At 59.6% G+C, this 26795-nt stretch carries 19 protein-coding genes, 1 tRNA gene and 1 pseudogene; 6 read left to right on the top strand and 15 right to left on the bottom strand.

The features are described from left to right. Positions 1–54: 54 nt before the first annotated feature. The 9 genes from ACGHP5_RS14575 to ACGHP5_RS14535 form a co-directional block, all read right to left on the bottom strand. Positions 55–276, bottom strand: coding sequence for a hypothetical protein (locus tag ACGHP5_RS14575; protein ID WP_390567418.1), 222 nt, complete (start codon positions 274–276; stop codon positions 55–57). Positions 277–285: 9 nt separating this feature from the next. Beyond that, complete coding sequence (locus tag ACGHP5_RS14570) at positions 286–591, bottom strand: helix-turn-helix domain-containing protein (protein ID WP_290534064.1); 306 nt, start codon at positions 589–591, stop codon at positions 286–288. Positions 592–934: 343 nt separating this feature from the next. Then, on the bottom strand, positions 935–4063 hold the full coding sequence (locus tag ACGHP5_RS14565) for a DUF4906 domain-containing protein (RefSeq protein WP_390567416.1): 3129 nt from the start codon (positions 4061–4063) through the stop codon (positions 935–937). After that, positions 4053–5207, bottom strand: a complete 1155-nt coding sequence (locus tag ACGHP5_RS14560) for a hypothetical protein (RefSeq protein WP_337772225.1) — start codon at positions 5205–5207, stop codon at positions 4053–4055. The genes ACGHP5_RS14565 and ACGHP5_RS14560 overlap by 11 nt, the downstream gene beginning before the upstream one ends. Before the next feature lie 13 nt (positions 5208–5220). Next, positions 5221–6288, bottom strand: a complete 1068-nt coding sequence (locus ACGHP5_RS14555; RefSeq protein WP_390567413.1) for a FimB/Mfa2 family fimbrial subunit — start codon at positions 6286–6288, stop codon at positions 5221–5223. Positions 6289–6495: 207 nt separating this feature from the next. Further along, positions 6496–8262, bottom strand: coding sequence for an Mfa1 family fimbria major subunit (locus tag ACGHP5_RS14550; protein WP_390567411.1), 1767 nt, complete (start codon positions 8260–8262; stop codon positions 6496–6498). Positions 8263–8507: 245 nt separating this feature from the next. After that, on the bottom strand, positions 8508–9929 hold the full coding sequence (locus tag ACGHP5_RS14545; protein WP_390567409.1) for a DUF3868 domain-containing protein: 1422 nt from the start codon (positions 9927–9929) through the stop codon (positions 8508–8510). A gap of 12 nt (positions 9930–9941) precedes the next feature. Further along, positions 9942–10532: a DUF3575 domain-containing protein gene (locus tag ACGHP5_RS14540; RefSeq protein WP_290534058.1), complete on the bottom strand. Its 591-nt coding sequence runs from the start codon at positions 10530–10532 to the stop codon at positions 9942–9944. A gap of 280 nt (positions 10533–10812) precedes the next feature. Continuing rightward, on the bottom strand, positions 10813–11505 hold the full coding sequence (locus ACGHP5_RS14535) for a recombinase family protein (protein WP_290534057.1): 693 nt from the start codon (positions 11503–11505) through the stop codon (positions 10813–10815). A 47-nt stretch (positions 11506–11552) separates the two neighbouring features. On the opposite strand from ACGHP5_RS14535, the gene ACGHP5_RS14530 reads away from it, so the two are divergent. The 4 genes from ACGHP5_RS14530 (at position 11553) to ACGHP5_RS14515 (ending at position 12946) form a co-directional block, all read left to right on the top strand. Next, positions 11553–11834, top strand: coding sequence for a hypothetical protein (locus tag ACGHP5_RS14530; protein ID WP_390567406.1), 282 nt, complete (start codon positions 11553–11555; stop codon positions 11832–11834). A 38-nt stretch (positions 11835–11872) separates the two neighbouring features. Continuing rightward, positions 11873–11946, top strand: a tRNA-Asp gene (locus ACGHP5_RS14525). Positions 11947–12476: 530 nt separating this feature from the next. Beyond that, positions 12477–12677, top strand: a complete 201-nt coding sequence (locus tag ACGHP5_RS14520) for a hypothetical protein (protein WP_390567404.1) — start codon at positions 12477–12479, stop codon at positions 12675–12677. Between the two features lie 38 nt (positions 12678–12715). Continuing rightward, positions 12716–12946: a hypothetical protein gene (locus tag ACGHP5_RS14515; RefSeq protein WP_390567402.1), complete on the top strand. Its 231-nt coding sequence runs from the start codon at positions 12716–12718 to the stop codon at positions 12944–12946. Positions 12947–13060: 114 nt separating this feature from the next. On the opposite strand, the gene ACGHP5_RS14510 is transcribed toward ACGHP5_RS14515, so the two are convergent. The 3 genes and pseudogenes from ACGHP5_RS14510 to ACGHP5_RS14500 all read right to left on the bottom strand — a co-directional run bounded on the left by ACGHP5_RS14510 (position 13061) and on the right by ACGHP5_RS14500 (position 18068). Beyond that, complete coding sequence (locus tag ACGHP5_RS14510) at positions 13061–14206, bottom strand: PepSY-associated TM helix domain-containing protein (RefSeq protein WP_390567400.1); 1146 nt, start codon at positions 14204–14206, stop codon at positions 13061–13063. A 6-nt stretch (positions 14207–14212) separates the two neighbouring features. Further along, a complete protein-coding gene (locus tag ACGHP5_RS14505) occupies positions 14213–15595 on the bottom strand; it encodes a DUF4374 domain-containing protein (RefSeq protein ID WP_337772234.1) in 1383 nt (460 codons plus the stop codon). A gap of 27 nt (positions 15596–15622) precedes the next feature. Then, positions 15623–18068, bottom strand: a pseudogene (locus tag ACGHP5_RS14500) (TonB-dependent receptor domain-containing protein). A gap of 644 nt (positions 18069–18712) precedes the next feature. Between ACGHP5_RS14500 and ACGHP5_RS14495 the strand changes: the two are divergent. Both ACGHP5_RS14495 and ACGHP5_RS14490 read left to right on the top strand, forming a co-directional pair. Continuing rightward, complete coding sequence (locus ACGHP5_RS14495; protein WP_390567398.1) at positions 18713–21163, top strand: FAD-dependent oxidoreductase; 2451 nt, start codon at positions 18713–18715, stop codon at positions 21161–21163. 1 nt (position 21164) lies between these two features. Beyond that, entirely contained in the window at positions 21165–21368 is a 204-nt protein-coding gene (locus tag ACGHP5_RS14490) for a DUF6132 family protein (protein WP_390567396.1), read from the top strand. Between the two features lie 52 nt (positions 21369–21420). Here the strand turns inward: ACGHP5_RS14490 and ACGHP5_RS14485 are convergent, their stop codons facing one another. The 3 genes from ACGHP5_RS14485 to ACGHP5_RS14475 are packed head-to-tail and all read right to left on the bottom strand — an operon-like array spanning position 21421 to position 26770. Then, a complete protein-coding gene (locus ACGHP5_RS14485) occupies positions 21421–22710 on the bottom strand; it encodes a TolC family protein (RefSeq protein ID WP_390567394.1) in 1290 nt (429 codons plus the stop codon). Continuing rightward, positions 22710–25760, bottom strand: a complete 3051-nt coding sequence (locus ACGHP5_RS14480; RefSeq protein WP_390567392.1) for an efflux RND transporter permease subunit — start codon at positions 25758–25760, stop codon at positions 22710–22712. Before ACGHP5_RS14480 ends, ACGHP5_RS14485 begins: the two co-directional genes overlap by 1 nt. Further along, positions 25757–26770 (bottom strand): efflux RND transporter periplasmic adaptor subunit, encoded by a 1014-nt coding sequence (locus tag ACGHP5_RS14475; RefSeq protein ID WP_295905325.1) that lies wholly within the window; start codon positions 26768–26770, stop codon positions 25757–25759. The genes ACGHP5_RS14480 and ACGHP5_RS14475 overlap by 4 nt, the downstream gene beginning before the upstream one ends. Between the last annotated feature and the right edge of the window lie 25 nt (positions 26771–26795).

Here is a 26795-nt window from a genome sequence, read left to right as displayed (position 1 = left end):
GGCGTATGCCATCTTGATTCTTACAGCAGGATATGGCATCCTGTCAGGTATGAGTCATCCAGCCGTGAAACGGCTCGTGGATAAAAGTGTTTCGGATGAGATGCCAAGAACCTCACAGGCGGCTCGGGCCGAAAGATACATGGGATATCTGCTCTGACTACACAGATATTCAAACAGCAGGACACTTTTACTCAACATGAAGTTCGTTTTGACAAGGCTTTCCAGTTTTTCAGGAGCCACCAGTACATAAGTCTGGGCATTTTTCGGATTTTCCATAATTGATCTTTATTGATTCGAGTCTTTCAGGTCTTCGAGTTTCCCCTGTTTGCGCATTTTACGAATAAACTCCTGCACTTCGGAGAGCAGATACATTCTGCGATGCCCGAAATTAAAGCCGACAAGCCGGCCTTGTTCCCTATAGCGCCGAACCTGACGCTCACTCTGATGCAGAATCTGACAAACTTCCGAAAAATCCAACATCGGATCACCGTCAAGCATACTGCGATGTTCTTTCAGATAACGCACATCTTCCAGAATCTCCAAAACGATTGTCAGAATACGAGAAATGCTGTCTCCAGATTGATTTTCCATAAATGCGAATATTGGTTTACAGCGCAAAGATGGAATGAAAGCATCACCCGATTATCGTGGCCTATTCGGTGTACTAAATTTTGTGACTGTATAATACCATTGATAACCAACGGTGTCCGGGAAATGTTCGGTTCCCCTACGCACCGCAGAGTTCGATGGAACAAAACAACGAAGCCTTGCAAACGAATCGTTTGCAAGGCTTTTTCGTTTTTCACGGCGAATGCCGGATTTGTCGTTCGCGAAATTCAGATGTCCGGGGCGAATGCGGTCGGCCCCGGCAAACGGACAAAAGGGCGGTTGCAGACATCGGTTTCGGCAAACCGCATCGGCACCCTGCCCCCGCCTACTCTACCAGACGGACGAAGCAGGCGTCGCTGACATTGGGACCGTCGCCGGCGGTCCATTTGTCTATCAGGAACGCATTCTTTCCGAAATCGTTGAAATCGAATGTCGAGACGTTGATGTCCCACGAAGAGGTATTGTCCGACTCCCGATTGCACCAGTAAATTCCGCCGAAATTGGTGTATACGGTATAAAAAATCGGACGGTAAGGTATCTCGGGGTCGGTATAGAGTGCACCGCGGGCGGCATAACGCAATACGCCGTACTTTCCATTCTCCTGGGAACAATGCTTCCGGCGGCCGTATCCCGAGACGCCCACCGGGAAGAAGATATTGGCCCCCTCGCCGCCCGAATTGAGGCTCCCCACAGGATTGAAGACGAAACAGCCGCGCATGCCCTTGTTCTCGTTGCTCGCGTTGTAATGGGCATAGCCGTGCGCGTCCGACATCTCCAGCGCGGTTTCGGCCGACGCATCGTCGTAGAGCACGCCGAACGCAAACTGACAGCCATTCTGCAACTCCTTGAAATCGCTCCTTTCGGCGACCCGGCACTGTCGGCCGCCGATGGTCTGGGGCATGTCGCTGAAACCGTCCGAAGTGCGCGACTTGCTCGTAATCCGGGTCTGTCCGGCAACCGCATTCCAGGTTCCCGTCAGCCCCGAACTCGTGGGAGCCAGCCGAAACGGAGTCGTGGCATGGTCGGCGAACCGGTCGAACTGGTTGTTGACGGCATCGATGGGCTGGTCGATGTTGCCGAAGCGGAAGAGCGAACCCTCCTCGCAGGGCGCGGCGGTCTCGTGATCCTTGTAATAGAGGTTGAAAGTGTGCCATTTGGCCGATCCGGCCACCTGCATAGGGGCATAGCCCTGACGCACGAAGATGCGGTGGTAGCACGCCAGGTTGTGATAGCGGATCAGGATGATGCCGCACCGGCTCTGGTCCTCGCCGATCGTTCCGGCAGGCTGATAGGTAAAGCGGATTTCGGACCCGGTGGATCCCTCCACCGTGCCGCCCAGCACGCCGTTGAGTTTGATCCACTCCTTGCCGACCTCGACCTCGGCCTTCCAGGGGCCTTCGGATTCGAACACCGTATACCGCGTGGCCGCTTCGTTCAACCGATGTGTCAATGCCACCTGGAATGCCGCATCGTTGTCGTGGCGGCGATAGATGCCCTTGGGGTTGACCACACGGCGCACCTGATAGATCGTTATGGTGTCCACCGTCGGCTGGGCGTGGCCCGCCAACTGCACCTCGAGCCGCACCTTCGCCGAACGTCGGTAAGCGAAATAGATATTGTTGCCCGTGAAACCGGTTGCGTCGGTCATTTGCATGGCCCGGGTGTAGAACGGAAGCTGCACGACGGTCTGCCCCTCGGCATCGTTGCGCGTGACGATGTAGTCGCCGTCGACCGCATCCGGAACGGTCCCGCTCTGCGACAAGTCGTACTCCCGGTAGCCGCGAGGAGAGAATCCGCCCTCGCTCAGACTATTCAAGAGCGTGGTGCCGTGCGACGTGAGGTCCATGCCTCCCAGTCCCTTTCCGAAATCCTCCGGACGCTGTTTCCAGTAGAAATAGTTGTAGCCCGACCAATACGGTTTGCTACGTCCGATCCAGTTGATATGCGTCTTCACGAGCGACAGGAAGCCGTTCCACGGGCCGTCCTTGATCTGCGGTCTATCGGGATCGGAAGTCGCATAGCTGCCGGCTCCCGGGTTTCCGCTCACGGTGTACACCTCACCCCGGTAATACTCGAACTCGCTGCCGGCCTCGTGGGGCCGCCAGTTGTTCTCGACGATCTCGGCCTTGAGTTTGCCGACGGGGGTGCCCTTGATCTTCAGCGGAAGCATCATTTCATGATCGTAGAGGTAGGAGATATAGTAGGGATTGGGGGCATAAATGCCCTCATCCTCGTCGTACTCGATGTGCCAGTCGACGTCGTTGGCATGGCCGCGGAAGCGGAGCGTGAGTTTGTAGTGGAAATTGCGCTCGGCATTATAGTCGCGCTCCGTATCCTTGCCCAGCATGAAACGGTAGATGATCTTGCCCTTGCCGGGGTTTGCGACCGTATTGGAGATATAGTAGCCCTCCACCTCGATATAGGTTCCGCACGGCTTGCCGTCGCGGTAGCCCTCGTCGCCGGGGTCATTGCCGCCGGGGAAGGTGATCGACGAGTTCATGCCGGTGGTATCCTGCCATTTGAGCTTGCCCTCGCCCTGCATGTTCTCGAAGAAGAAGAGCGAGCGGGCGTCGTTGCGGTGCAGCTGCGCCTTGGTGTCGCCGCCGCCCAGCGGATTGTTGGCCTTGGTCAGACGCGGCCATGCGTTGAAGTCGTCGCCCGAGCCGTAGGCGATCGTATCGCCGGCGAAGATGACGTCCTTCGCCGGATCGGCGATGCGCTTCCCGTCGTTGGCGTCCAGCAGCGTACAACTGCGGGGAATGTTGCGGATCCGGGCCGACTTGATATAGATGTAGACGTTCTCGTAGAGGCCGGTCGTGTCGAACGAGACGGTCACCTTCGACACCAGGCGGCGAATCCAGGCATGAAGCCGCTGCCTGGGCGCATCGACCGTCAGCAGCGGGGCTTCGCCGCGTGTGCCGCCCGAATCGTTCGGCGTGAAGTAGCCCGCCATCTGGCAATTGTCCCCCACCGGGTCGTCGACCCACTCCTGCACGATCGACCGCAGGTCCTCCTCGCGCCCGATCCGTGCGGCGAGCGTGGCATCGGCCGACAGGTCGCCCATATTGGCCACGGCATAGATGCGGTAGCGGCCGTAGGGAATGCGGCACTGGAACTCGGCATGCTGTGTCCGCAGTTCGGTGGCGCTTCCCGGGCGTTCGACATCGGTCACATCCATCCGATCACGGGGCAGATAGTCCGATCCGGCCAACGCTCCGTCCTCGGTGTACCACGCCACGAAAACATCGCCGATGGTGCCGATCAGATCGCCCTTCTGGCTGCGCGTGGCACCCAGCGAACCGTTCGACAGCGCACGGAACGTCACGCCCAGCGACACGGAACTTTCGCCCGGGCCGATATAACCGTGCTCCGAGTCGATTTCCGGATCGACACAGGCCGTCGGGCCGAGCGACACGACAGCCAGCACGAGACAAGACAAAATTCTATTTTTCATTCCTCTTTTCGTTTTTCGAAGCGGACAGCAGCCCGAATCCGGGGTCCAGCTCGACCTCCTCGTAGGGATACACATCCACGACGATGAGGGGCTCGGCGGCCTTCGTGATGGTGAATTTATAGTAGTAGTTGCGGCGTATGTCGAACGGGTCGCCCAGACGGCTGCCGGCCGGAACCGAGGTATAGTATTTAAATTCGACGGGATACTCCTTATCGCCGCTCTCGCGGAACGTCACGCGCAGTTCGGCGGCATCCTGCGCCCTGACGCCGGTCGTGCCCCCGGCCAGATTGCGATATTCGGGGACATAGGCGACGAACGTCCCCTGCGCCGAGGGTGCAAAGTCGAGGCTCTTCGGCTCCGCGTCGTTGCGGTCGCCGACCAGATGCAGCGTCCCGACGTAATCGGGCCAGGAGTAGTCCCCGAAACCGTAGACGCCCGACGGAGCGCAGTAACCCGCGGCGTTGTAGCGCTGCAACGCGACGCCCGAGATGTTCCAACCCGGGGTGACGCACGCCACCTCGATCTTGGCCATGGCACGCAACAGGTGGATCGTGCCCAGATCGGTCTGCAGGTCGCGGATGAACGTGACGCCCTCGCAGAGTTTAACGCCGTAGAAGGGGATCAGCCGCTCGCCGAGCCGGAACGGCGGCGTATAGGCATAGCGGCCGCAGGCGGCCGAGCAGATCTGCTCGATGGTCGTCACCCCGACGGTCAGCCCGTCGGGGTAATCGGGCCAGTTGGCCAGCACCACGACCTTGAAATCCTCGGGAAGCGGCTTGGGAATCGTGCCGCCCACCTCGTAGACCTTCGAGCGGAAGGCCCCGAACTCGACCGGACGGAGACGAGTGGGCGTAAAGGAGGCCAGGTAGCGGTTCTGCAGGTCGAAGAACAGGAACCGGTAGCTGCCGTGTTCGAAATCGATGTGGTTCTCGTAGTCGACGCCGCGGCCGTCGTCGTAGCCGTCGGCACGGGTCGCACGCGCCGCCCCGCCGAGGGCGCCGAGCGAAATGCGGAATCCGACCTGCACGGCCGTCTCCGCTTCGGGCAGGGACGGCTCATCGGCGGTGCGGCGACACGACGGGAGCGTCGCGCAAAGCAGCGCGGCGACCAGGGCGGCGTATCGTATGATTCCGTTCGATTTCATGAAAATTGAGCGATCAGATTTCCTTGTTGTGAAAAACCAGTTTCCAGGAGTGGATGTTGACGTCCATGCTGAGCCAACGCATGTTCGCGTCCAGCACGAAGACCAGATTGTACTCGTCCATACGGTCCAGGAACTCCTGATCGTCCATGTCGCGGCGGTTTTCGCCCTTGACCAGCAGCGCGTAGTCGACCAGCGGGACACGCACGATCATACGCTGTGTCTCCTTGTCGAACACCTCGAGGAACATGCGCCGCTCGTCGGGGAAATCGTCGCCGGCAGCCCGCGTCCTGTCGCGCACCGTCAGACGGGCCGTGGTCAGCTCCGCCACGACGGCGCTCAGCGAGGTGACCGTGCCGGGCACGTCGGGCACGTCGACGCCGGCCGTTCCCGACTGCTGGTACCAGGCGTAATAGGAGACCAGCTCGTCGGGCAGCAGTCCGTTGTCCCAGTCCATGCGGCCGTTCTCGGCCGTGATCCGGAAGATGAAACGGTCCTTGTCCATCGCCTCGCCCGAAAGCTGCTGCAAAACCACCCGCACGTTGTTGGTATCCTTGGTGAGCGGCATGGTGTAGGTGAAAACGCCCTCTTCGGCCTTGGCGAAGAGCTGCGCAGGCAGATAGCCGTGGTAGAGGCGGTCGAGGTCCTCGCGGACGAACGCCCCGCCGGAGGCATGGTCGCGGTTGAGCGTGGCGGTCCACTCCTGCTTGCGGGCCGGCCCGTCCGGAATGGCGAACGAATTCTTGTCCGTGGACCCGCACCAGGCCACCAGGTCGTAGGTCCCGGGCACGACGTCCACCTCCATGGCATAGCCCTCGGCCTTGAGGGCCTCGCCCCGCTCCGTCTTCCGCCACACGATCCGGCCCTGTTCGTCGAACAGGCAGAGTGTGACCGATTCGACCTCGCTGGCGAAGGCGTCGGCGAATTTGAGGTTGCGGTCGTAGCGGAATCGGACCCGGTAAGTCACCTTACAGTCGCCCTCCCCGTCGTAAATCAGACTGTCGCAGCCCGGCAGCAGGCTGCCGGCGGCCAGCAGAAGCGACAGCTTCAGGCAGATTCCGTGTATGTAAGACGATAACTTCATTGCGTCATCCTTGAGTTTATACGCTTGCTTGTATCTTGTCTGCAATCGCTTGCAGCGAATGTTCGTTTTAGGTGGGAAACACTCCGCGCGGGATGTCTCCGGGGCCGTTCCTCTCCTTGCACCGGAACGGAAGTGCGTCGTCACGTAGTTCCCGGGCCGGAGACGGACCCGAAGTCCGCCTCCGCCCAAGACATACGCTGAAATTTTTTAGAGTTCGACACCCTGGTTCACAAGTTTCCACGACAGAATGTGGATCGTGGCTCCGATGTAATAGGTCTCCTTTTCGTCTTCGACGTTGGGAATGATCACCTCGTCGGGATCGAAGATACCCTTACCCAGTTTGGAGAGTTTGTCGATCGACAGCACATAGTGGTGGTTGCGGACAACGCCGTAGTTGGCCTCGTAGATCGTCTTGTCGTCGGCCTCGTTGTTGCGCAGGTGCTCGATGGGGATGTTGTAGTACATCTCGCCGCCGGTGTAGGCGATGGCCTCGGCGCCCGTCTCGTTGAACTCCTTCAGAGCCGCGTCGATGGCCGTGAAGTCCGTAATTTCGGTCACGGTCTCGCCGTTGATCGCATAGACAGGGGTCGGAAGCGTTTCTTTCATCTTCACGTAGACCTTGCCGTCGCCCAGGGTCGCCAGTTCGAGGTACTCCTTACCGATGCGCGTATACTTTTTCAGACCCTCCGGCGTCTGGCCGTCCTCGTAAAAAGCATTCAGACCCAGGCTATTGGCCACGTATCCCAGATAGGTATCCCTGTTGTAGAGCAGACCGTTGTAGCGTACCAGGTTCAGCGTACCGCCGTCCTTGTCGCAGATCTTGGCCTTGAGCAGCACGCTCGTCAGCGCGGAGCGGGTTTGAGCCAGAGCGGCCGTGTTCGTATTCTCGAAGCAATAGTCGGAGCTGCCCGTCTTGGATACCGTGTTGCCGATCTGGGCGGCGGTGATGTAGTGCAGGTACTTCGCGTTCATGTCGCCGGCCTGCGAGTTGCCGGGAGCCGCCAGGTTCTCGTCCCCGGAAGTGAGCGGGTAGTTGCCGTCGCTCTTGGCGTAGTTGTAGGATTTGCCCCAGTAGCAGCGATGGCGGGTCGGGTCCTTCCAATCCCAGCCGAGGCCGAGGCTGGCAGCCGTATTGGTCCACGTTTCGTCGATGTTCTTCATCATGTACGAATCCAGCGCCGTACCGTTGAGCGCCCAGCCCAGGAACTCTATGTAGATGTCGGTGGCGCCTTCAGCGGGCGTAGTCGTGCCGTCGTCCGTACCGTTCAGTTCGCCGGCCACCGAGACGTTCAGTTTGCAGCGGCCGGTCGCCGCATCCAGATTCGCGAGGTCGCCCAGGCGCAGCGACACCTTGGCTGCCAGACGCTCGACATAGACCGTCACCGCATTGGTGAAGGTGGGCTTCACCGGCTCGGGCGAGAAGTTGGCCGCGGTCACCTCCGTCACGTAGTAGGGCAGCGTCTGGTTGTCGGCATCCTTCTGATCGGGGTAGCTGGTGGTGCTCATGACGAACTCGCCGTCGTTGTTATACATGGACCCGGCCATGGTCGCCAGCATGTCGTCGAGCCTCTGGCCGGGCTGGAAACCGGCAGGCGCATTGAGCACCGTCACCATGTATTTGGGGAACGACGTCCCCGTCAGGCCGCGCAGCACAACCACCGAATTTCCGTTAAACTCGATATTGTCGTTTCCAGCGACCGGAGTGCCGCCGTTCCAGACACTCGCCTGCGTAACGAATGCCTTGTTGGCGTCATAAAAATAGAACTTCGCATCCGAAACGGCATGCTCATTCGCGGAACCGTTTTCGAACTCGTTCGGATCACCCGCCGAAGCACGTGTTGCCGCATCGGAGATGCGAACGTTCAGATATGCCGTATCGCCCGTGAAAACCGGAGTTTTTTGCGAATCGGCATCATCCTTGGAGCACGCGCACAACGCTGCGCATGCCGCCAGAGTCAAGAATAACCTTTTCATACTGTTTGTAATTGGTTTGTTGAAAAAAAATGTATAAAGTTTCTCATATTACGCTCGACACGTTACACTAAATATCACCGCATTATCGCGCCGGTCTTCGGGCCTTCCGAGCCGCAGGGAGGCATCGCCGGCACGGTCCTACCCCGCCTTCCCCGGGTGATTCGCACCCGGAGCCGTGGCACCCGGGGCGTCCGCGGATCGAAAGCAGCACAACAACTGCAGAAGCCCCGGGTGCAGCCCGGCCGTTACCGGCCCTCCATTGCGTCGAGTTGCTGCAAGGCGCGCTGCGCCTCGACGATTCCGGCCCCGGCAGCCCGGACGAAGTGCCCGCGCGCCGATTCGCGGTCGCCGTTCAACGCGGCCAGCACGCCGCGGGCATAGACCGCCTCGGACGACGAACCCGCCTTGGAGAGGTAGTCCTCGGCACGCTTCAGATCGCCGCGTTCGAGCGCCGTATTGGCTGCATTGAGGTTGGCCGTCGGATCGTCGGGATACATGCGCACGGCCGTCTCGAAAATCGAGGCAAACTCCTCCGAACCCGGATCGCAGCTCCGGGCCGCAAGGAAAAACTCATTGAGGCTGAGCTTCTGCGGCTGTGTCTTGACGATACGCCTGATCTCCTCCGCATCGCTGAAACTGCGAATCGTGTAGTCGATGCGGTAATCCGTATGGCGCAGGGCCGGATAACAGTTCTGCAACAGGAACCGATACTCCTCGGGATAGGTCCTTCGGATCTCCGCCTCCTTGGCGTCAGGCTCCATGTCGCTGGCGATCAGCGCGAGTATCTCCCCGCGGTGGGCGAGATTCGAGGCCTCGACATAGCGTTGCAGGCCGGCCCAGTCCTCGGGTTCGTAATCGGTCGAGATGACCCCTTCGGCGAATTGGTAGAGCTGCCGGATGTGGTTCTTCAACGCCGCCGTACGACCGATCGCCAGATCGCGGTTGTGCGAATAGGGACTCTCGGGCGAGGCGTATCCCTTCAGCCACACGCCCGTGATGGTCACGTCGGCGTCGAGGCGCACCGAATCGATCGTCGCGTTGATCTTGGCCAGCTCGACCGCATTGCGGCGGTATTCGGGATAGATCACCGTCTTGTTCACGGGGAAGTCGATGAACGCCGATCCGCTCAGCGAACGGCTCTTGACCGCCTCGGCGACCGGGCGTACGAAGACGATCTCGGGGACATAGACCGCCGGTTCGGCATAGCCGCCCAGCCTGCCGCGCTGCTCGTCCAGAAGCGTATGGCAGCAACCGTAGTCCCTGCGGTCGAGCAGCAGCGATGCCCCGTTCATCCACTCGGCATAGGGGACGATGGTGTGGTAGGCCAGGTCATCGGGTTTCAGCGAGGCCCGGTAGGACATCTCGCCTTCACCCGAGAGCATGCTCGCACCGTTACGTATATAATAGAAGTAACGGCGGCGGCCGTAAATGCCGATCGAGGCGAGCGAGAGCGTATCCGCACCGTTGGCGATGCGCGGGGTGAAGAGCACGGCACGATTGCCGTCGACCTCGAGCGCCGACAGATCGACGTCCATATCCACGGCCATGTATGCGCCGTTGCGGTCCATCGTCACATTGCGGACCGAAACGCCGTCGATTTCCTGGGCCTGAAGCGGGGCGCAGATGCCCCGCAGAAACATTGTCAGCAGGATTATTGTCCGTTTCATTGATGTTCGATTTTAAAATACGTAAACCAGATTGACCGCCAGTTTCGTGGGGCCGACATAATGATGGGACTTGTCGCGTTCGAGTTTCTTGCCGCAGCCCACACAGCGGAACTTGTCATAGCGCGTATAGGCATACCCCACGCCCAACTCGGCTTCGAGATTCCAGTGCCGGCCCAGAATCCAGGCGTAACCGTAGGCCACACCCGCACCGACGAACCAGCCCTGGTACCGATAATCGGAGAGTTCGGACAGATCGCTGCCCAGAAACGAAATGTTGTTTTTCAGTCCGCCGGCGTTATACTGGCCGCCATGCGCATGAGCTCCCAGAAAGTGACCCGAGAAACGATCACAGAACCAGTAGCGTGCCTCGGGTTGCAAAAGCCAATGTTTCCATCGGCGATCGTGCGAAAGCGTCCAACCGTTGAAATTGCCGGAAACATCCAGCGTCCATCGGGGAGCCAAGCCGAACTCCACCCCGAGATTTACCGTCAAAGCAGCGTCGTAAAGAAGATTTGTTTTGACTGCTGCATCCTGCCCTTTGACACCCGACACCCCAAATGCCGTAACTGCAAAAATGCAGAGGGCTTTCAGTTTTATCTTCATCGCTATTCCAATTACCATCGACACGAAAAGGTCTAACCAACAATTGAACAGCAAATTAAACAATATGCTGCCTGTTTATATGTTCCTTTAAAAAAATATAAGGTTCAAACCCCGGTATAAAACGTTAAATAATAACTTGCAAAAAAATAATCGCGGCATAATGAATTTTTTATGAAGTGTTTTGCTTGTTTTTTCGATCTTTTATATATTTGCAGCTGAATACGAACGGTTTAACCAACGGTTTAACCAACATATAAAACCGATTTCCTGCCAAACGCGCCTATTCGCCCCGTTCAGGCTTGTCCGAAGACGTTCGGGCGCCGTTTATGGCGGCTCTCAACATCCGTTGCCGCTCTTTTTTCGCCACTGCCTTCTGCACGGACGGGTATTTCATCCTGAACTTGGCAAACGTATCCCGCGACAGGTCGTAACGCCGGCAGATCTCCCCGATGGATTTTCCCTTGCCAAGCATTTCGATGACGTCGAACCGGTTCTCGATCAACACATTCATTTTCGTATAACTTCCCGCACGACGCCCCAGCACCATGCCCTCGGCCTTACGCAGCGCCAGCGCCTCGCGCGTACGCATGGAGATCAGGTTACGCTCGATTTCGGCAACCAGTCCGAACGCAAAGCACAGCACCTTGCTGTTGATCGAGTCGTCGAAGGAGTACTTCTCCTTGGTGGTGTAGAGTTTGATCCCCTTCCGCAGGCACTTTCCCATGATGGCCATCAGATCGGTCATCGACCGGCTCAGGCGCGACATCTCGGTGACGATCAGCGTATCGCCACGCTTCATGCGCCGCAACAGATTGCCCAGACGCCTCTCCTGCTCTCGTTTTTTACCACTGACGACTTCGTTGACCCATACATCCACCTTGAGATCCCGGCTTTCGGCAAAACGGCGGATTTCATCCTGCTGATTGGCAAGGTGCTGTTTGCAAGTGCTCACTCTTAAATAACCTACAATCATACTATTTTATATTTAATGACAGACAACATGCCTGCGTCGGCCAAAATATGACAAAACAGCCAAAATATAAAACAGAAAGCCTTCGCCGCAGACCGCGCGCCGGTGAACCGTACCATCCTGTCGCCGCCGATTACGGCACTTCCGGCACTCCGCCGTCCGGCCCGGGCGCGGCGCTTCGGTCGCAAAATGTCGATCTGCCCTCCCCGCTCACAAGGTGCACAAGCGTGAAGGCGGCAAAAAAATCAATGCTTTTATTCTTAAAATCAAATAGATTGGCACGAATACCGTCGGTGCGATGCAGAAAAAATCAAAAAAAAGTTGTAAACTAAAAAAAATATAATACCTTTGCACTCGCAATAACCGGAATGGTGCGTTAGTTCAGCTGGTTAGAATACGTGCCTGTCACGCACGGGGTCAGGGGTTCGAGTCCCCTACGCACCGCAGAGTTCGATGGAACAAAACAGCAAAGCCTTGTAAACGAATCGTTTATAAGGCTTTCTTGTTTTTATACATACGCAAGAAAGAGTTGTTTAAAGCAGATTGGCCGTGGCCTATTCGGTGCCCCGGGCATTGTCCGGAATGGATTCGAAAGGCGCGGCAGAAAACCAAAAACATGTGTAACATTCCCTTGCTGGAGGAAGCTCGAAAGATTCTGGACCGCTACAAAGCACATCCCTATTGTCAGGCGCACAGCGTGCTTCTCCCCGTGTGCAGCGCAATACAAGCGACAGATAAAGACAACAAATACGACACGCAAAGCGGGACTGAAACTGACACCCCGACGAAGGGCTGTCTACGAGGCCATATGGAACTGCGCCATGCACCGATCGAAGTCATCATAGCCAAAGTTCAGTCAAAAGACAAGGCAATGACGCTCTCGACGATCCATCGGGTCCTCGACTGTTCTGCAAGGCCGGTATCTGTCGCTGGCATGCCATCTCGAAACGGGCAAATGCAACTACGACATCACGGTGCACGAACATCACCACCTGTTCGACGGAGGACGAATCATGGTTTACAACGATGCGGAGCTGGTCCGCCTGATCCGGCAGTATCTGGAGAACCACAACATAACCCGCTGCCGATATCGAGAATTCGACTTGCAGTACGCACTCCGCTTTTACGGTTTCAAGGGCGAGGCCCAGTATCTTCGCGGCCCACGGGAGTCCTGACCATCGAGGTCGAGGACACGGTCAACGAAGGGGTAAACATGGCATTCCCTTGTAACGAGATTCAGAAAACGGCTTGGAACGAGCTGAAAAATTTCGATCACGCGCTGATTTTGCGCGAAGACGACCCGCTGTTGCCCGCCGTTTCGGACGTATACGAGAAGCAGGGCATTAAGAACGGCCTCTCGCAGAACATGATGAAGGGCGAAGTGTTCAAGACCGAGCTTGCCACGGCCTATCCCGACAACAACATTGACCGCTGCCCGCTGTAGGGCATTTCGCTCAACGAAGAGGGAGTATGTCCCAAGTGCGGCGATAGTGAAAATTATACAATGGAGCCGGTCGAATATCCCGACCGGCTCCATCCGTTTAACTGAAGAAACGAATCATTCTTTAGCAGTTCGGCGCTTTTTCTTCAACCACAGGTAATAACCCGTAAGCGGAAGCGTACCGCCGATCAGAGCGCTCAGGAAATAGATGATCTTGGTCACCGTTCCACCCCATGACCCGGTGTGGAAAGCGTAGAACCACCCGCGCAGGGTTTGTGAACGGGGTGTGTCCCGATAGCGGACGATCTCCCCGATACGTCCGTCGCGCGGATCGAACTGCGCCGTATCGGTGCGGCGCATCGACGTATGCGGATCGGGAGCGATCTGCGCGCTCCGCTCGTTCAGCGTAATCGTCTTATACACGGGATACTGTGCTTTCAACCCTTCCAGCACATTGTCCCACACGGCGTAGTCGGATTGCCTTTCAGTTTCCGCACCCCTGCCGCCATGTCCGCCGCGTACATCCTGGCCCGGATTTCCTTTCGCCGGAGCATGCGCGGCCGCAGTCTGCTGCGTTCCGCCCCCGAAGAGCGAATAGGCGGCCTTGCGATACCAGCCGAACGACCAGGTAAGCCCTGTCAGGGCCATCACCAGCAGGAACAGAGCGGCATAGAACCCCAGCGCCACATGGCTGTCGTACCAGAATCGCCGCCAACCTTTGTTGCACGATACTTTCAGCCGGTGTTTCAGCGCTTTGCGGGTACGGGGAATCCAAATCACAAGACCGCTTACGAGAATTACGACCAGCAGCAGCGTCGTTACACCCACTACCGCTTTGCCGACCGACTTCTGCCCCTTTGCCGCCGGGGCATCCATCAGCCAGCGATGGAGTTTGCGCGTCGTCTGGAAAAACGCATGGCTTTTCGTCCATCCGTTCACCTCGCCGGTATAGGGATCCACGCTTAACGTCCGGCGTCCCGCGCCCTTGAAACTCGCCATGCAGGTTTTCCGGGGATCACCCGACAGTTGCAGGGCGGAGAGTTTCAGTGAATCGGGCACCTGTTCCCGAATACGCGCTGCCAACTGCGAAGGCGGCAGCGGCCGAATGCCCGCAGGCGGTGTGACCCGATAGAGCTGCGGATCGAGCGCACGGGTGATCTCCTGCTCGAAGACAAGCGCTGCACCGCTTAGGCAAATGACCGATACGAGGATGCCGAGCGGGATGGACAGCCAGAGATGAACCTTCGCAAAGAACCTTTTCATCGTCTTTTAGCGCTGTATGGAGAGTTTGCCGGCCGTACTGATGGCATCGGCCTCGACCGTAAGACCCTTGGTCGCCCGACCGGTCTTCACGTCGATCTTGTAGAATGCAGGTCTGTCGCCGCCCGTCACCGTGACGGCGATGTAGGCATTGCCGTTCTCGCCGTAAGGTTCGCCGCCGAACCCGGCCAGATCGGCAGGGAATCCCGTCACCGGCGTGATGGTCTTGTCCTCGGCCTTGAAGACGGCAAGTTCGTCGGTAACGGCGCTCGTGCCGCTCATCATGCCCTCGACACCGTCGGAGTAGAGCTGGAGCAGGAAGTAATCTTCCGTTATGTGCCAGCAGCGGAAGATCGGATGCCGTGTCCCGATCTCCTCGAAATTCACATAATAAGAGGGGTCGAACGCCGTTTCGCCCTTCTTGATGCGCACTACGCCCGAAGGCAGTGTGCCCGTCACTTTCTTCAGATCGTCGGACGACGTGAACGTGCGCCCGTAACCCGGAGAGAAAACATACAGGTCGCCGTTGTCTGCGGCCCAGATGGTCTGATAATACTGCGAACGCATGCGGCCGCTGGCAAAACCGATCTTGTCTGTCTTGACGATAACGGGCGTCTCGTCGAAATTGTCCCCGCTGTAAATGGCGACGTAAGCCTCGTCCGGGTACTGCGTCGAGGGGATTACGCCGGCCGTATAGGCTCCGCTGCCCGAACCGCCGTCCTTGGTCGTTATCAGGTCCCGGTCGGTCACTTTCTCCGGCCACTTCTTGATGCCGTATTTGCTCATGCCCATCGGTACGACCGAGGTGTAGAGTTTGCCGTCGGCCTCGACGATACCCGCGAAGGTCACCTTCTCGCCGTTGCCCAGAAAATTCTCAGCCAGCACGGCGCTCTCCGTCTGCGATCCGGTCGAAGCGTCGAGATAGTTGAACAACAGGGCCTGCGCCACGTCGTCACCGTCCTTTTCGGTCGAATCGCCCGTGGACGCGGTGATGACGTTATCGCCCCAGGTGCCGTAGGTGGTGATACGGTTGTATTCGTAGGTGTACTTCTTCGTCGGCTTGCCGGCGTTGTTCAGGTAGTAGGAAGCTCCCGTTCCGGCGCCGCCCTTATTATAGACCAGTGCGAAGACATATTTGTTGTCTTTGAACACCCAGTAGGTTCCTTCGATTACTTCCGTACCCTGTCCCACGGTGCTCACGCTCCCTTCGTCGAGCGACTGGGAAACGACCAGATAGCTGGCGTCGTCCACCGTGGCGGCAATGACATACGCTTCGTCCCAATCGACGGGCGGATTGCCGTTCGTTCCTTCGTCGTCATCGGTGCACGAGGTCAGCGCACCGCCCATGCAGAATGCGGCCATCAAGGCCCATACAAAATACTTGTGTTTCATAATTATCTGTTTTTAGTTGATAGTGTATCAATCGCCGAAATGCACCCGCACCTTGAAATAGAAAGCCCGTCCGGCTTTCTGAAGACTGAAATTGTCGTACAGCCGCGCGTCGGTGAGGTTGCGGCATTCGACGGAAAGGTTGTAGCGTCCGTTCATCAGACTATACGACAGGGCGACGTTGTGCGAGAACTGATCCGGCACATAGGCTTTGGACTCCTTGTCGCCGATATTCTCCCATTTGAGCGGAAATTCGTGCGACCAGAAGCTGTCGTAGGTGATGCTCAGCGTGTTCCCTTTGGCGAACAGGTCGTGCCAGAAGAAACTGGCGTCGATATTGGCGAACCTGTAAGGGATGTTCGGCAGGCGGACCTTGTAGTGCATACTCTCCTGCTGCGAATTTCCGGTCCAGTTCTTCTCGTAATCACGGGTATTGATGTTGTTGTAGGTTCCCCCGACATTGAACCACCGTGCAAAGGCGTAACGCACCGAGATATTGTACCCTTTGGTTTTCACATGCCCGTGATTTTCGTAGATACCGTACTGCGTACTGCCGTGCTTGCCCAGCCCGCGCTTGATGTAGTCCTTCGTGTTGCGGTAGATCAGGCTGCCGTCGATGTAGAGATTGTGCCGTCCGAACGAGCGGTTATAGCTGAGGTTGAAGTTGAAATTGTCGCTCTTTTCGGGCTTCAGGTCGGTCTTGCCGGCTTCGAGGTCTTCGTCGCCGAACAGCTCGTCGGTAGTCGGCAGGCGGTAAGCCTTCTCGTAGGAGAGTTTCGCCTGCAACTCCTTCAGGATATGATAGGTCCCGGCGGCTCCGTAGCCCCACGAACCTACCCGTTTTTCGAGGTTGACGTAGTTGCCCACACCGTCGGCGCTCTGCGACACCGGACCCTCGTTGTACTGGCGGTAATATTTGACGAAGGCCGAAGCGTTCCACCTCTCCGACGGCATCAGACGGTAAGAGAGTCCGCCGATGTTCTTGCGTGTGATTTTCGGAATGTCGAAATCGGTCAGCACGGAAGATGTTCCCACATAGGAGCGGCTCCTGCGCCGGAAATCGCTGAAGACATGGTTGAACGTCAGGAAATGCGCCCGGCCGATGCGGTAGTTCAGGTTCAGCGTGGCGTTCCAGTTCGTGTTTTTCGATTCGCTGTTCTGCAACGACTGTTCGCCGCGGCTGTCCGTCGGGTAATACTGCCCGTACCAGTTGTAGGCGCGGGCCGCCGTGTCGATGTTGTTGGTGATGTTGTGGTTGTAGTTGGCAGTCACCGTCAGGTCGAGATTCTCCACCAGCAGGTTGCGTTTGCGGTACTCCAGCGACGGCACGAAAGAGTGTCCCTTGCGGTGTTTCTGTCCGAAAACGATCTCCTGATAGACGCCGGTCTGAATTTCCTTGTAGAAATTGGAGTACGAAAAGCCCAACACCAGCCTGTCGGCCCATTTCTTACCCACGAAACCGATCTTTCCCATCACGACCTCGTTGTGAAACGCATCGTTGAAACGGCGTACACGCCGGATATCGTTTTCGTCCACCGGAAATTTGTGTACCGACCCGTCCTCCTTGATTTCGAACTCCCGCACCCAGTTGTTGATGTAATAATCGTTGTCGGAATAGTTCTGGAAAGCGTTGATCTCATACATGAAACCGCTCTTGAACGTCTGTCCGAAATTGACATACGAACGGTGGGTGTTGAATGACCCGTAAGAATAGGCAGCGTCTGCGAACCAGCTGCGGCGGTTCTTGTTCGTGACGATATTCACGACGCCCCCGATGGCGTCGGTCCCGAACTCCACGGGAACTACACCCTTGTAGACCTCGATGCGCTCGGCGAAATTGACCGGAATGTTGTTCAAGTCGAAAGCCGTTCCCGCACCCTCCTGCGGAACTCCGTCGATAAATATCTTGACGTGTTTCCCGCTGAAACCGTCCAGCATCAGCTGCATGTCCGAACCTACGCCGCCCGATTCGCGGAGTTTCATGCCCGGGAGCTGCGACAGCGCTTCGCTCAAGCTCTTGGTCGAGTTCTGCAACTCTTTGGTGTCCAACGCTACGGCATTGAAAGGCGACCGGCGGATGCGGCTCACTCCGCTGCCCGTCACGACGACCTCTTCGACTTCCGTGACCGAAGGTTTCAGAACCACAGTATAGCGATTCCGGCCGTCCCGGCCAATAGTCACGCGACTTTTATAGGGTTCGAAACCGACGGCGGACACGACCAGCTCGTAGGTTCCGGCCGGAGCTTTCAGGTGATAAATCCCCTTATCGATCGGTTGAGCACCCGTAGTTGGTATCTTTCAGATAGACGGTAGCGAAACCGGCAGCCGTGCTGTCCGCAGCTACGACCCGTCCGGAGAGAACAGACAGCGGACGATGCCCGTGATGGCCGCGGGCCGGATTTTGCGCCGCCGCCGAAAAGCCACAGCCCAACGCCAGCAGCAATGTGAGAATTCGAAAAAGTGTGTGTTTGAACATTTTGTTTGCAACAGAAACCGTGTCGTAACGGATTCTTCATTTTGTGTGTTGCAAAGGTAAACGCCCCGGAAAAGCACGGCAATCCCGACTTTTGGGTATTTTACACATTGCTCCTGTGGTGCATTTAACTAAAATCAGGTACGTCTCTCCCGAAAAACAGGAATTCCCGAATTATCGGACGCTTGCGGATGCGGACATTATATTCCGAAAGCGGAAGCAAGGGAACCGTTCCGAAAAGCCGGTAATACCGGCAAGAGACAAATCGACAAAATACACCGCGGACGATGTGCAGAGCATCGGACGGTCGTGTCGAGGGTGAGGTGAGGACCTCGGAGCTGTAAAAATCCTCATCGCAATATTTGCATTGGAAGACATAGTCCCCGGCATGGAGACGGAGAGGCAGCGCCCGCATTGTTCCCTATAGCGCCGAACCTGACGCTCACTCTGATGCAGAATCTGACAAACTTCCGAAAAATCCAACATCGGATCACCGTCAAGCATACTGCCCTTTGCTCTGCGTTCGTCAGCCCCATTTAATTATTTTCCAATGGAAATTTGTTTTAATGGAAAATAATTAATACTTTCGCAGTGCTGTTTCCGACGGAAAAAATCCGACCCGGGAAAATTATCAGACAAAACACACTATGAAACACATCATCATCGGAGGCGTTGCAGGCGGCGCTACTGCGGCGGCAAGGATTCGCAGGGCGGACGAGACCGCCGAAATCGTCCTGCTCGAAAAGGGCCGTTACATCTCCTACGCCAACTGCGGACTGCCCTACTACATCGGCGGCACGATCGCCGAACGCGAGAAACTCTTCGTTCAGACCCCAACCTCGTTCGGCACACGGTTCAGGATCGACGTGCGTGTCGAAAGCGAAGCCGTGGCGGTAGACCCCGCGGCCAAAACCGTCACGGTGCGCCGTGCCGACGGATCGACCTATACGGAACACTACGACAAACTGCTGCTTTCGCCCGGGGCGTCGCCCGTGCGGCCGCCGCTGCAAGGGATCGGCACGGAAGGCATCTTCACGCTCCGCAACGTGGACGACACCGACCGTATCAAAACCTACATGGCCACGCACCGGATCGGGCGCGCCGTGGTCGTGGGCGCGGGGTTCATCGGGCTGGAGATGGCCGAAAACCTCCACCGCACCGGAGCACACGTATCCATCGTCGAGATGGGCAATCAGGTCATGGCCCCCGTCGACTTCTCGATCGCCTCACACGTCCACCAGCACCTGCTGCAAAAGGGCGTGGCGCTGTATCTGGAACAGAGCGTCGAGCGGTTCGAAAAACAGGGCGAACAGGTGGCTGTCGTCTTCAGAAGCGGGGAACGGATCATGGCCGACATCGTCATCCTTTCGATCGGCGTGCGCCCCGAAACGTCGCTCGCCGAATCCGCCGGCATCCGCATCGGCGAGACGGGCGGAATCCGGGTCGACGAGTACCTCGAAACCTCCGCAAAGGACATCTACGCCGTGGGCGACGCCATCGAGTTCCCGCACCCGATCACCGGAAAGCCGTGGCTGAACTACCTGGCCAACCCCGCCAACCGGCAGGGACGCATCGTTGCCGACAACATGGTTTTCGGCAACACGACACGCTACGAAGGGGCCATCGGAACCTCCATCGCCAAGGTGTTCGACATGACGGTCGCCTCGACGGGACTCCCGGCGAAACGGCTCCGGCAGTTAGGAATCGAGTACGCCGCTTCGACCACGCACTCGGCGTCGCACGCGGGCTACTACCCCGACGCGCTTCCGCTGACCATCAAACTCACGTTCGATCCCCGCACCGGCCGCCTCTACGGAGCGCAGTCGGTCGGTTACGACGGCGTGGACAAACGCATCGACCAGATCGCGCTGCTCATCAAGCGCGGCGGGACGGTCCGCGACCTGGCGGAGGTGGAACACTGCTACGCCCCGCCGTTCTCCTCGGCCAAGGACCCGATCGCCATTGCGGGATACGTCGCCGGGAACATCGTCAGCGGCGCGATGTCCGTCGTATCGTGGCGCGAAATCACGGATGCAGCGTGCCGAGACGGCTTCCTGCTCGACGTGCGCACCCCGATGGAGTACGCCTTCGGAACGATCCCCGGGGCTGTGAACATCCCGCTCGAAGAGCTTCGCGACCGGCTGGACGAAATTCCCGGAGACAAGGCCGTTTACATCTTCTGCGCCGTCGGGCTGCGGGGCTACCTGGCGCAGCGGATTTTGACGGCACACGGATTCCGGCAGGTGAAAAACCTCTCGGGAGGTTACCGGACCTACTCCACGGCTACCGCCCCGGTCGAAAACCGCCCGGCGGCACACCCCGCACAGCCCGAAACCGCCGACCCGGACACGCAGCGTCCCGCCCGGTTCGTGAAAACCCTGAAGATCGACGCCTGCGGATTGCAGTGCCCCGGCCCGGTCATGAAGATCAGGCAGGCCGTCGACGCGCTCTCCGACGGCGAGCGTATCGAAATGGTGGCGACCGATCCGGGATTCGCCCGCGACGCGCAGGCGTGGTGCAACACCACGGGCAACCGGCTGATCTCGAACAGCGAGTCGAAAGGCCGCTACACGGTCGTCATCGAGAAGGGTTCGCCCGCGGCATGCGACGGCGCCACGCCGTGCGACGACAGGGGCAAGACGCTCATTCTGTTCAGCGACGACCTCGACAAGGCCCTCGCCACGTTCGTACTGGCCAACGGAGCCGCCGCGACGGGACGCAAGGTGACGGTGTTCTTCACCTTCTGGGGACTCAACGTCATCAAGAAGGTCTCCAAACCGAAAGTCGAAAAGGACTTTTTCGGACGTATGTTCGGCCTGATGCTGCCGTCCAGTTCGCTCCGGCTCCGGCTTTCGAAGATGAGCATGCTGGGCATCGGCGACCGGATGATGCGCCACATCATGAAACGCAAGGGCATCGACTCGCTCGAATCGCTCCGCCGACAGGCGCTCGACAGCGGCGTGGAGTTCATCGCATGCCAGATGTCGATGGACGTGATGGGCGTAAAACGCGAGGAACTGCTCGACGAAGTGACCGTCGGGGGCGTGGCGACCTACATGGAACGCGCCGAGCGTGCAAACGTAAACCTGTTCGTATAAGATGAAACTGCTGAAACGACATTGGCCGACGCTGCTGGGAGCGGCGCTGGGGGCCTTGGGAGGCTGTCTCTACTGGTATTTCGCGGGGTGTGCCGACGGCACGTGTCCGATCACCTCCGCGCCGCTCAACAGCACGCTGTGGGGCGCCGTCATGGGCGGACTGCTGTTGAGCATGTTCGACCCGAAACCGGCCCGGAAGGAGTGAAAAAACGGGCGCCCGGAACCGGCCGGACGCCCGTTTCTGCGGCTGACGGCCGCTACCGGCCCGTCACGCGCATGTAACGCGCCAACGAAGTCCGGTAGGCGGCGCATGCCGAGGTGAAGTCGTTGCGGCTCCGGGTGTAGAGCGTCTCGGCGTCCAGCAGGTCGGTGAGCGGCGCCGTTCCGGCCTGGTAGAAATTGCGGTTCTGCCGCAGGTTCTCGGCGGCCGACGTCACGGAACGCCGCGTCAGCAGGATCTGCGCATAGGACTCCTGCACCTCGCTCCACGTCCGTTCGATCTCCACGGTCAGCATCTCGCGGGCCTGCTGCCGGTCGTTCTCGGCCTGCTGCTCCCGGATGCGGGCCTTCTTCAGGGCGTGCGCCCCGCCCCACCAGTCGGAGATAGGGACCGACACCTGGGCGAAAACCAGCCCGTCGTCCACATTCTTGTCCGTCACGTTATAGTAGAGGTAGCCGGCCCCGACGCCCACCGTCGGCAGTCGTTTGCCGCGCTCCATGCGTTTCCGGTACTTCTGCGCCTCGACGTTCTTCTCGGCGAGCCGGTACTCGGCCCGGTTGTCCAGGGCCTCCTCGACCGGGACGTAGAAGGCCGCGGGCGCCTCGGGCTGGCCGAACTCCGCCGTCGCCACGTCGAAACCGCGCCAGTCGACGCCGATATGCTGTGCCAGCAGCATCTTCGAGACTTTCAGCCCGTTTTCGACCTTCAGGCGGTTCGACGCGATCTCCTGCTGCCGCAGTTCCACGCGCAGCAGGTCGTTCGTCGTCACCAGTCCGGCCTTGACCGAGAGCTCCACCTGACGGTGAATCTCCTCCAGCTGGCGTTCCACGGCTTCGATGGTCGAAAGGTTGTCGCGCAGCGACACGACCTGCCAGTAATAGGTGTCGGTCTGCTCGCGCACCTCGGCCTCGGTCTTCTGCAGCTGCAAGCGTCCGACCTCCTCGCCCAGCCGGGCGAGTTTGTTGCCGTTGACGATTTTCAGCCCCGCGAAGACGGGCTGCACGGCCGTGACGCCGCCCACAAGCCCCCGCTTGACCATCGACAGCGGCAGGTTCATCGTCCCCAGCTGCGGGATGGTCATGCCGAAATCGGCCTGCACCAGTCCGTGCTGGGCCTGGAAAACGCCTCCCGTGGCCGAGACCTGCGGGAAGTAGTTCGTAAACGCCTCGCGGCGCGTTTGCAGAGCCGCTTCGAGGTCGAACCGGCTGTCGCGGAGCGTACGGTTGTGTTCGGCGGCGGCCGCACGGCATTCGTCGAGCGTCAGGGTCTGCGCCCCGGCCGGAAGGGCCGCGCAGCACAGGATCAGGTATACGAGAGCCTTTTTCATCACTTGTAGATTTTGGAGTAAAGGACCGGAAGAATCGTGACCACGAGGATCAGCGAGCCGATGCCCCCGGCGAAAATCGTGACGCCCACGGGCGCCCAGAACGTACTGCCGCCCAGCATCATCGGCACGACGCCCACGGCCGTGGTGGCCGTCGTGAGGAAGATCGGAACCATGCGGCGCTTTCCGGCGTCGTAGGCCGCCAGCTTGCCCGACCAGTGGCAGACCTTGCGCTTGTCCTCGGCGTGCTGGTACATCAGGATCACGTTCCGCACGATCATGCCCAGCAGGGTGATGAAACCCAGTACCGAGGTCAGCCCGATGGTGAAGTCGGCGATCCACAGCCCGATCATCGCGCCGAACAGGCACAGCGACATCGAGGCCATGACGACCAGCGTGATGCCGAATTTGCGGAAGTTGACGAGGATGAAGAAGAAGATGATCACCAGCGAGATACTCAACCCCGCAGCGATGGGCGGCAGGGTCTCGGCGTCGAATTCGTGCGCGCCGCCCAGCTCGGTCCCGACGCCCGGCGGAAGCGGAATTTCGTCTTTCAGCATCCGGTTGATCCGCGAGGTCATCCGCATCGCGTTGGCGCCGCGTTTCAGGTCGGCCGTCACGGTGATGCAGCGCATGCCGTTGCGGTGGACGATCTTCGACTGGCTCCACGCGGGTTCCACGTCGGCGATCTGCCGCAGGGGCACGCTGACCCCCGGCACGGGCGAGGAGACATAAGTGTCCCCGATCTCCGACAGCGAGCGTTCGCCCAGCCGGGCGTCGCGCTTGAGCACCACCGGGAGTCTGTAATCGCCCTCCCAGACCGAACCCACGGCCACGTCGCCCGACGCCAGGGCCATGTTGGCAGCCACGACCGTGCGCGTGATGCCCAGCTGCGACGCCGTGACGGGATCGAGCCGCACCTCGGCGATCGCCCGCGGGTCCTCGTAATCGGCATGCACCCATTGCAGTTCGGGCATCTGCCGCATGCGGGCCATCAGCCGGTCGGCCGCGGCGTGCAGCGAGTCGATGTCGCTGCCGTAGAAGCGGAACTCCAGCGACGGCACGTTCTGGTAGTCGAGCTGCTTGAACTTGACGTAGGCTTCGGGAAACCGGTCGGCCCATGCGTCGGCGTACTCGTCGAGAATGGACTCCGTATCGTCCACTGACGTGGTGTTGACGATGAACTGCGCGTAGTTCTTGCCCGCGATCTGCGGGGCGTAGCTCATCTGGAAGCGCGGCGAGGAGCACCCCACGAACGAGGTGACGGATTTCACCCGCCCGTCGGCCCGCAGTGCCCGGTAGACCGAGTCGGCGACGGCCCCGGTGCGCTCCAGCGGCGTGTCGGGCCGCAGGTAGATCTCCACGGCGAACTGGTCGCGGTCGGCGAAGGGGACCATGCGGAACTTGAGCTGCGTGGCGATCAGCAGCGACACGACCACCGAGGCGGCGCCGAGCGAGATCGTCAGCCACCCATGGCGGAAAGTCCACGCCAGCACGCGGCGGTAGACGTCGTGCACCCGGTCGGTGAACGACCTGCGGCCGTCCCTGCGCACGTGCACGACGGGGATGATCAGTATTTCGAGGAACGGAATGACCATCACGGCCAGCAGCAGCGACACCATCAGGTTGATGGTGATCGTCCACGGGAACCAGGTCAGGAAGTCGCCCATCATGCCCGTCATCGTGAAGAGGATCGGATAGAAGATCATGCAGATACAGATCGTGGCCAGCAGCAGCGAGGGGAAGAACTCCCGGGCGCTCTCCACGGCGGCGAACCACCGCGAATGACCGCGCCCGAGGTAGTCGAGGTAGCCGTCGATCACCACGATCGAATTGTCGACGATCATGCCCAGCACGACGACCAGCGCGGCGAGCGTCACGGTGTTCAGCGGAATGCCGCAGAGGTACATCATGCCCACCGAGATGAAGGTCGACATCGGGATCGTCAGCGCGGCGACGACGGCCGACCGCAGCGGGAAGAGGAGCATCATCACGGCGATGATGATGGCCATGGCCACGAACAGGTCGCGCAGAAACGAGTGCACCGAGTCGCCGACGACCTTGGCCTGGTCGGCTATGCGCTGCACCCGGACATCGGCCGGAAGCTCCTCTTCGATGAAGGTGTGCAGGACCTCGTCGACCTCGCGGCCGTACTCCACGATGTTGTTCCCGGCCTGCATCTCCATCGACAGCAGCACGCAGCGGTGGCCGTTATTGAGGATGTAGCTGTCCGGATCGTCGTATTCGCGCACGACGCGCGCCACGTCCTTCACCCGCAGGACGTGCCCTTCGGGATCGCTCCAGACGATCTGCTCGGCGACCTCCCGCTCCCCGGCCAGCGACGGCGCGATGTGGATCGGGGTCTCGGTTTCGGCGTTGCTCACCGAGCCGCCCAGCGGTGTCAGCCCCTGCGCGGCCAGCGCCGCGGAGAGCACCTTCTCGCCGATGCCGTAGGCCGCCAGACGCGCATGATCGACGTAAACCGAGATCTGCTCCTGCTGCACGCCGTAGGGGCGCAGGTTGGAGACCGACTCGATGCGGCGCAGGCGGTCGCTCAAATCGTCCATATACCCTTTCAGTTCGCGGTAGGAGCGCGTGTCCGACTCCAGGGTGATCAGCAGCGCCGAGGTGTCGCCGAAATCGTCGTTGGTCACCACGGCTGCGACACCCGCAGGCAACTGCATCTTGAACGCCGCCAGTCCGTGCTTGATTTTCGACCAGACCTCGTCCTTGTCGTTCACATCGTCGTTCAGCTCGACCATCACATAGCACATGCCGTTCTGCGACGTAGAGGTGGTCTTCGCACGCTTCACCTCCCTGTAGGTCATCAGGAACTGTTCGAGCGGCTTCGCCAGCTGCTCTTCGACCTCCTCGGCCGTCGCCCCGGGATAGACGCCCACGACGACGCCCTGCCGGATCGTGTACTCGGGAAACTCCTGCTTGGGGATGCGCGCGAGGGCGTAGATGCCGAACACGAACAGGCAGCCCACGATCAGGAAGGTGATGCGGAAATTCCGCATCGACCAGGCTATTACGCTATTCGAACCTTTCATCGCCATACGACTTTACTGCCCTCGCCGATCTTCTGCATGCCGTCCACGACGATGCGGTCTCCCGCCGCGACGCCTCCGGTCAGCACAATGCCGTTGTTCACCAGCCGCCCCGTCGTGACGGTCGTACGCACGGCCGAATCGCCGCGCACGGTCCACACGAAACGGTTCCCGTCGCCCGCCTGCTGCACGGCGCGCACCGGAACGGCGATCTCCTCGGCCGACTCTGCGGGCGAAACCGTCACGCGGCACACCATCCCCGGCAGCAACTCGCCCGCGGCGTTGTCCAGCGTGGCGCGCACGTCGTAGGTGTGGGCCGCGGGGTTGGCCACGGCGCCCTTTTCGATCTTCCCGGCGGGGAACACCCGGTCGCCGAGCGCGGCGACGCCCACCCCGATCCGGCTGTCGGCGCCGAGCCGGGCGATCTCCTGCTCGGGGACCGAGAAGCGCACCTTAACGCATCCGGTTTCGAGCAGCGTCAGCACGGGAACGCCCGGCAGGGCCGTCTCCCCGGCCGAAATCCGCCGCTGGCCGACCACTCCGGAAAAGGGCGCGTAAAGCGAGCAGTCCTCCAGATTCTTCTTCGCGATCCCGAAGGCCGCCTCGGCCTGCCGCAGCCGGGTCTGCGCCTCGACCCACTTGATCTCGGGCAGGCTTTCGGCGTCGTAGAGCTGTTTCAGACGCGCGCAGGCGTCCTTCGCCTGGTTCAGCGCGGCTTCGGCGGCCTCGAAAGTCCGGCGCGCCGAGGTGGGGTCGAGTTCGGCCAGCAGCTGCCCTTTGCCGACGCGCCGGCCCTCGTCCGCAAAGGTGCGGGCGACGGTCCCGGCGACGGGGAAGCTCAAGGCCGCCGAAGCCTCCTCCTCGATCGCACCTACATAAACAGCCGCCCCGGCGTCGGCCGAGGGCGCGGCCACGATGGTTTCGACACGCAGCGGATCGACCGTGCGGTCCTTTTTCGGAGATGAACAGCCGGCGGCCAGCAGCAGCGCGGCACAGAAAACAGTTCGTTTCATCGGTTCTTCAATTTTTCGATGCAAA

Origin of the sequence: Alistipes sp. i18-0019-D1, from assembly GCF_042852885.1 — a bacterium.
GTDB lineage: Bacteria > Bacteroidota > Bacteroidia > Bacteroidales > Rikenellaceae > Alistipes.
Note: the sequence above shows the minus strand (reverse complement) of the source record. Positions and strands in the feature narration are given on the sequence as shown.

Coding starts and splice junctions, on each gene's coding strand:
- ACGHP5_RS14575 (WP_390567418.1), bottom strand. CDS start 276: ATGGAAAATCCGAAAAATGCCCAGACTTATGTACTGGTGGCTCCTGAA.
- ACGHP5_RS14570 (WP_290534064.1), bottom strand. CDS start 591: ATGGAAAATCAATCTGGAGACAGCATTTCTCGTATTCTGACAATCGTT.
- ACGHP5_RS14565 (WP_390567416.1), bottom strand. CDS start 4,063: ATGAAAAATAGAATTTTGTCTTGTCTCGTGCTGGCTGTCGTGTCGCTC.
- ACGHP5_RS14560 (WP_337772225.1), bottom strand. CDS start 5,207: ATGAAATCGAACGGAATCATACGATACGCCGCCCTGGTCGCCGCGCTG.
- ACGHP5_RS14555 (WP_390567413.1), bottom strand. CDS start 6,288: ATGAAGTTATCGTCTTACATACACGGAATCTGCCTGAAGCTGTCGCTT.
- ACGHP5_RS14550 (WP_390567411.1), bottom strand. CDS start 8,262: ATGAAAAGGTTATTCTTGACTCTGGCGGCATGCGCAGCGTTGTGCGCG.
- ACGHP5_RS14545 (WP_390567409.1), bottom strand. CDS start 9,929: ATGAAACGGACAATAATCCTGCTGACAATGTTTCTGCGGGGCATCTGC.
- ACGHP5_RS14540 (WP_290534058.1), bottom strand. CDS start 10,532: ATGAAGATAAAACTGAAAGCCCTCTGCATTTTTGCAGTTACGGCATTT.
- ACGHP5_RS14535 (WP_290534057.1), bottom strand. CDS start 11,505: ATGATTGTAGGTTATTTAAGAGTGAGCACTTGCAAACAGCACCTTGCC.
- ACGHP5_RS14530 (WP_390567406.1), top strand. CDS start 11,553: ATGACAAAACAGCCAAAATATAAAACAGAAAGCCTTCGCCGCAGACCG.
- ACGHP5_RS14515 (WP_390567402.1), top strand. CDS start 12,716: ATGGCATTCCCTTGTAACGAGATTCAGAAAACGGCTTGGAACGAGCTG.
- ACGHP5_RS14510 (WP_390567400.1), bottom strand. CDS start 14,206: ATGAAAAGGTTCTTTGCGAAGGTTCATCTCTGGCTGTCCATCCCGCTC.
- ACGHP5_RS14505 (WP_337772234.1), bottom strand. CDS start 15,595: ATGAAACACAAGTATTTTGTATGGGCCTTGATGGCCGCATTCTGCATG.
- ACGHP5_RS14495 (WP_390567398.1), top strand. CDS start 18,713: ATGAAACACATCATCATCGGAGGCGTTGCAGGCGGCGCTACTGCGGCG.
- ACGHP5_RS14490 (WP_390567396.1), top strand. CDS start 21,165: ATGAAACTGCTGAAACGACATTGGCCGACGCTGCTGGGAGCGGCGCTG.
- ACGHP5_RS14485 (WP_390567394.1), bottom strand. CDS start 22,710: ATGAAAAAGGCTCTCGTATACCTGATCCTGTGCTGCGCGGCCCTTCCG.
- ACGHP5_RS14480 (WP_390567392.1), bottom strand. CDS start 25,760: ATGAAAGGTTCGAATAGCGTAATAGCCTGGTCGATGCGGAATTTCCGC.
- ACGHP5_RS14475 (WP_295905325.1), bottom strand. CDS start 26,770: ATGAAACGAACTGTTTTCTGTGCCGCGCTGCTGCTGGCCGCCGGCTGT.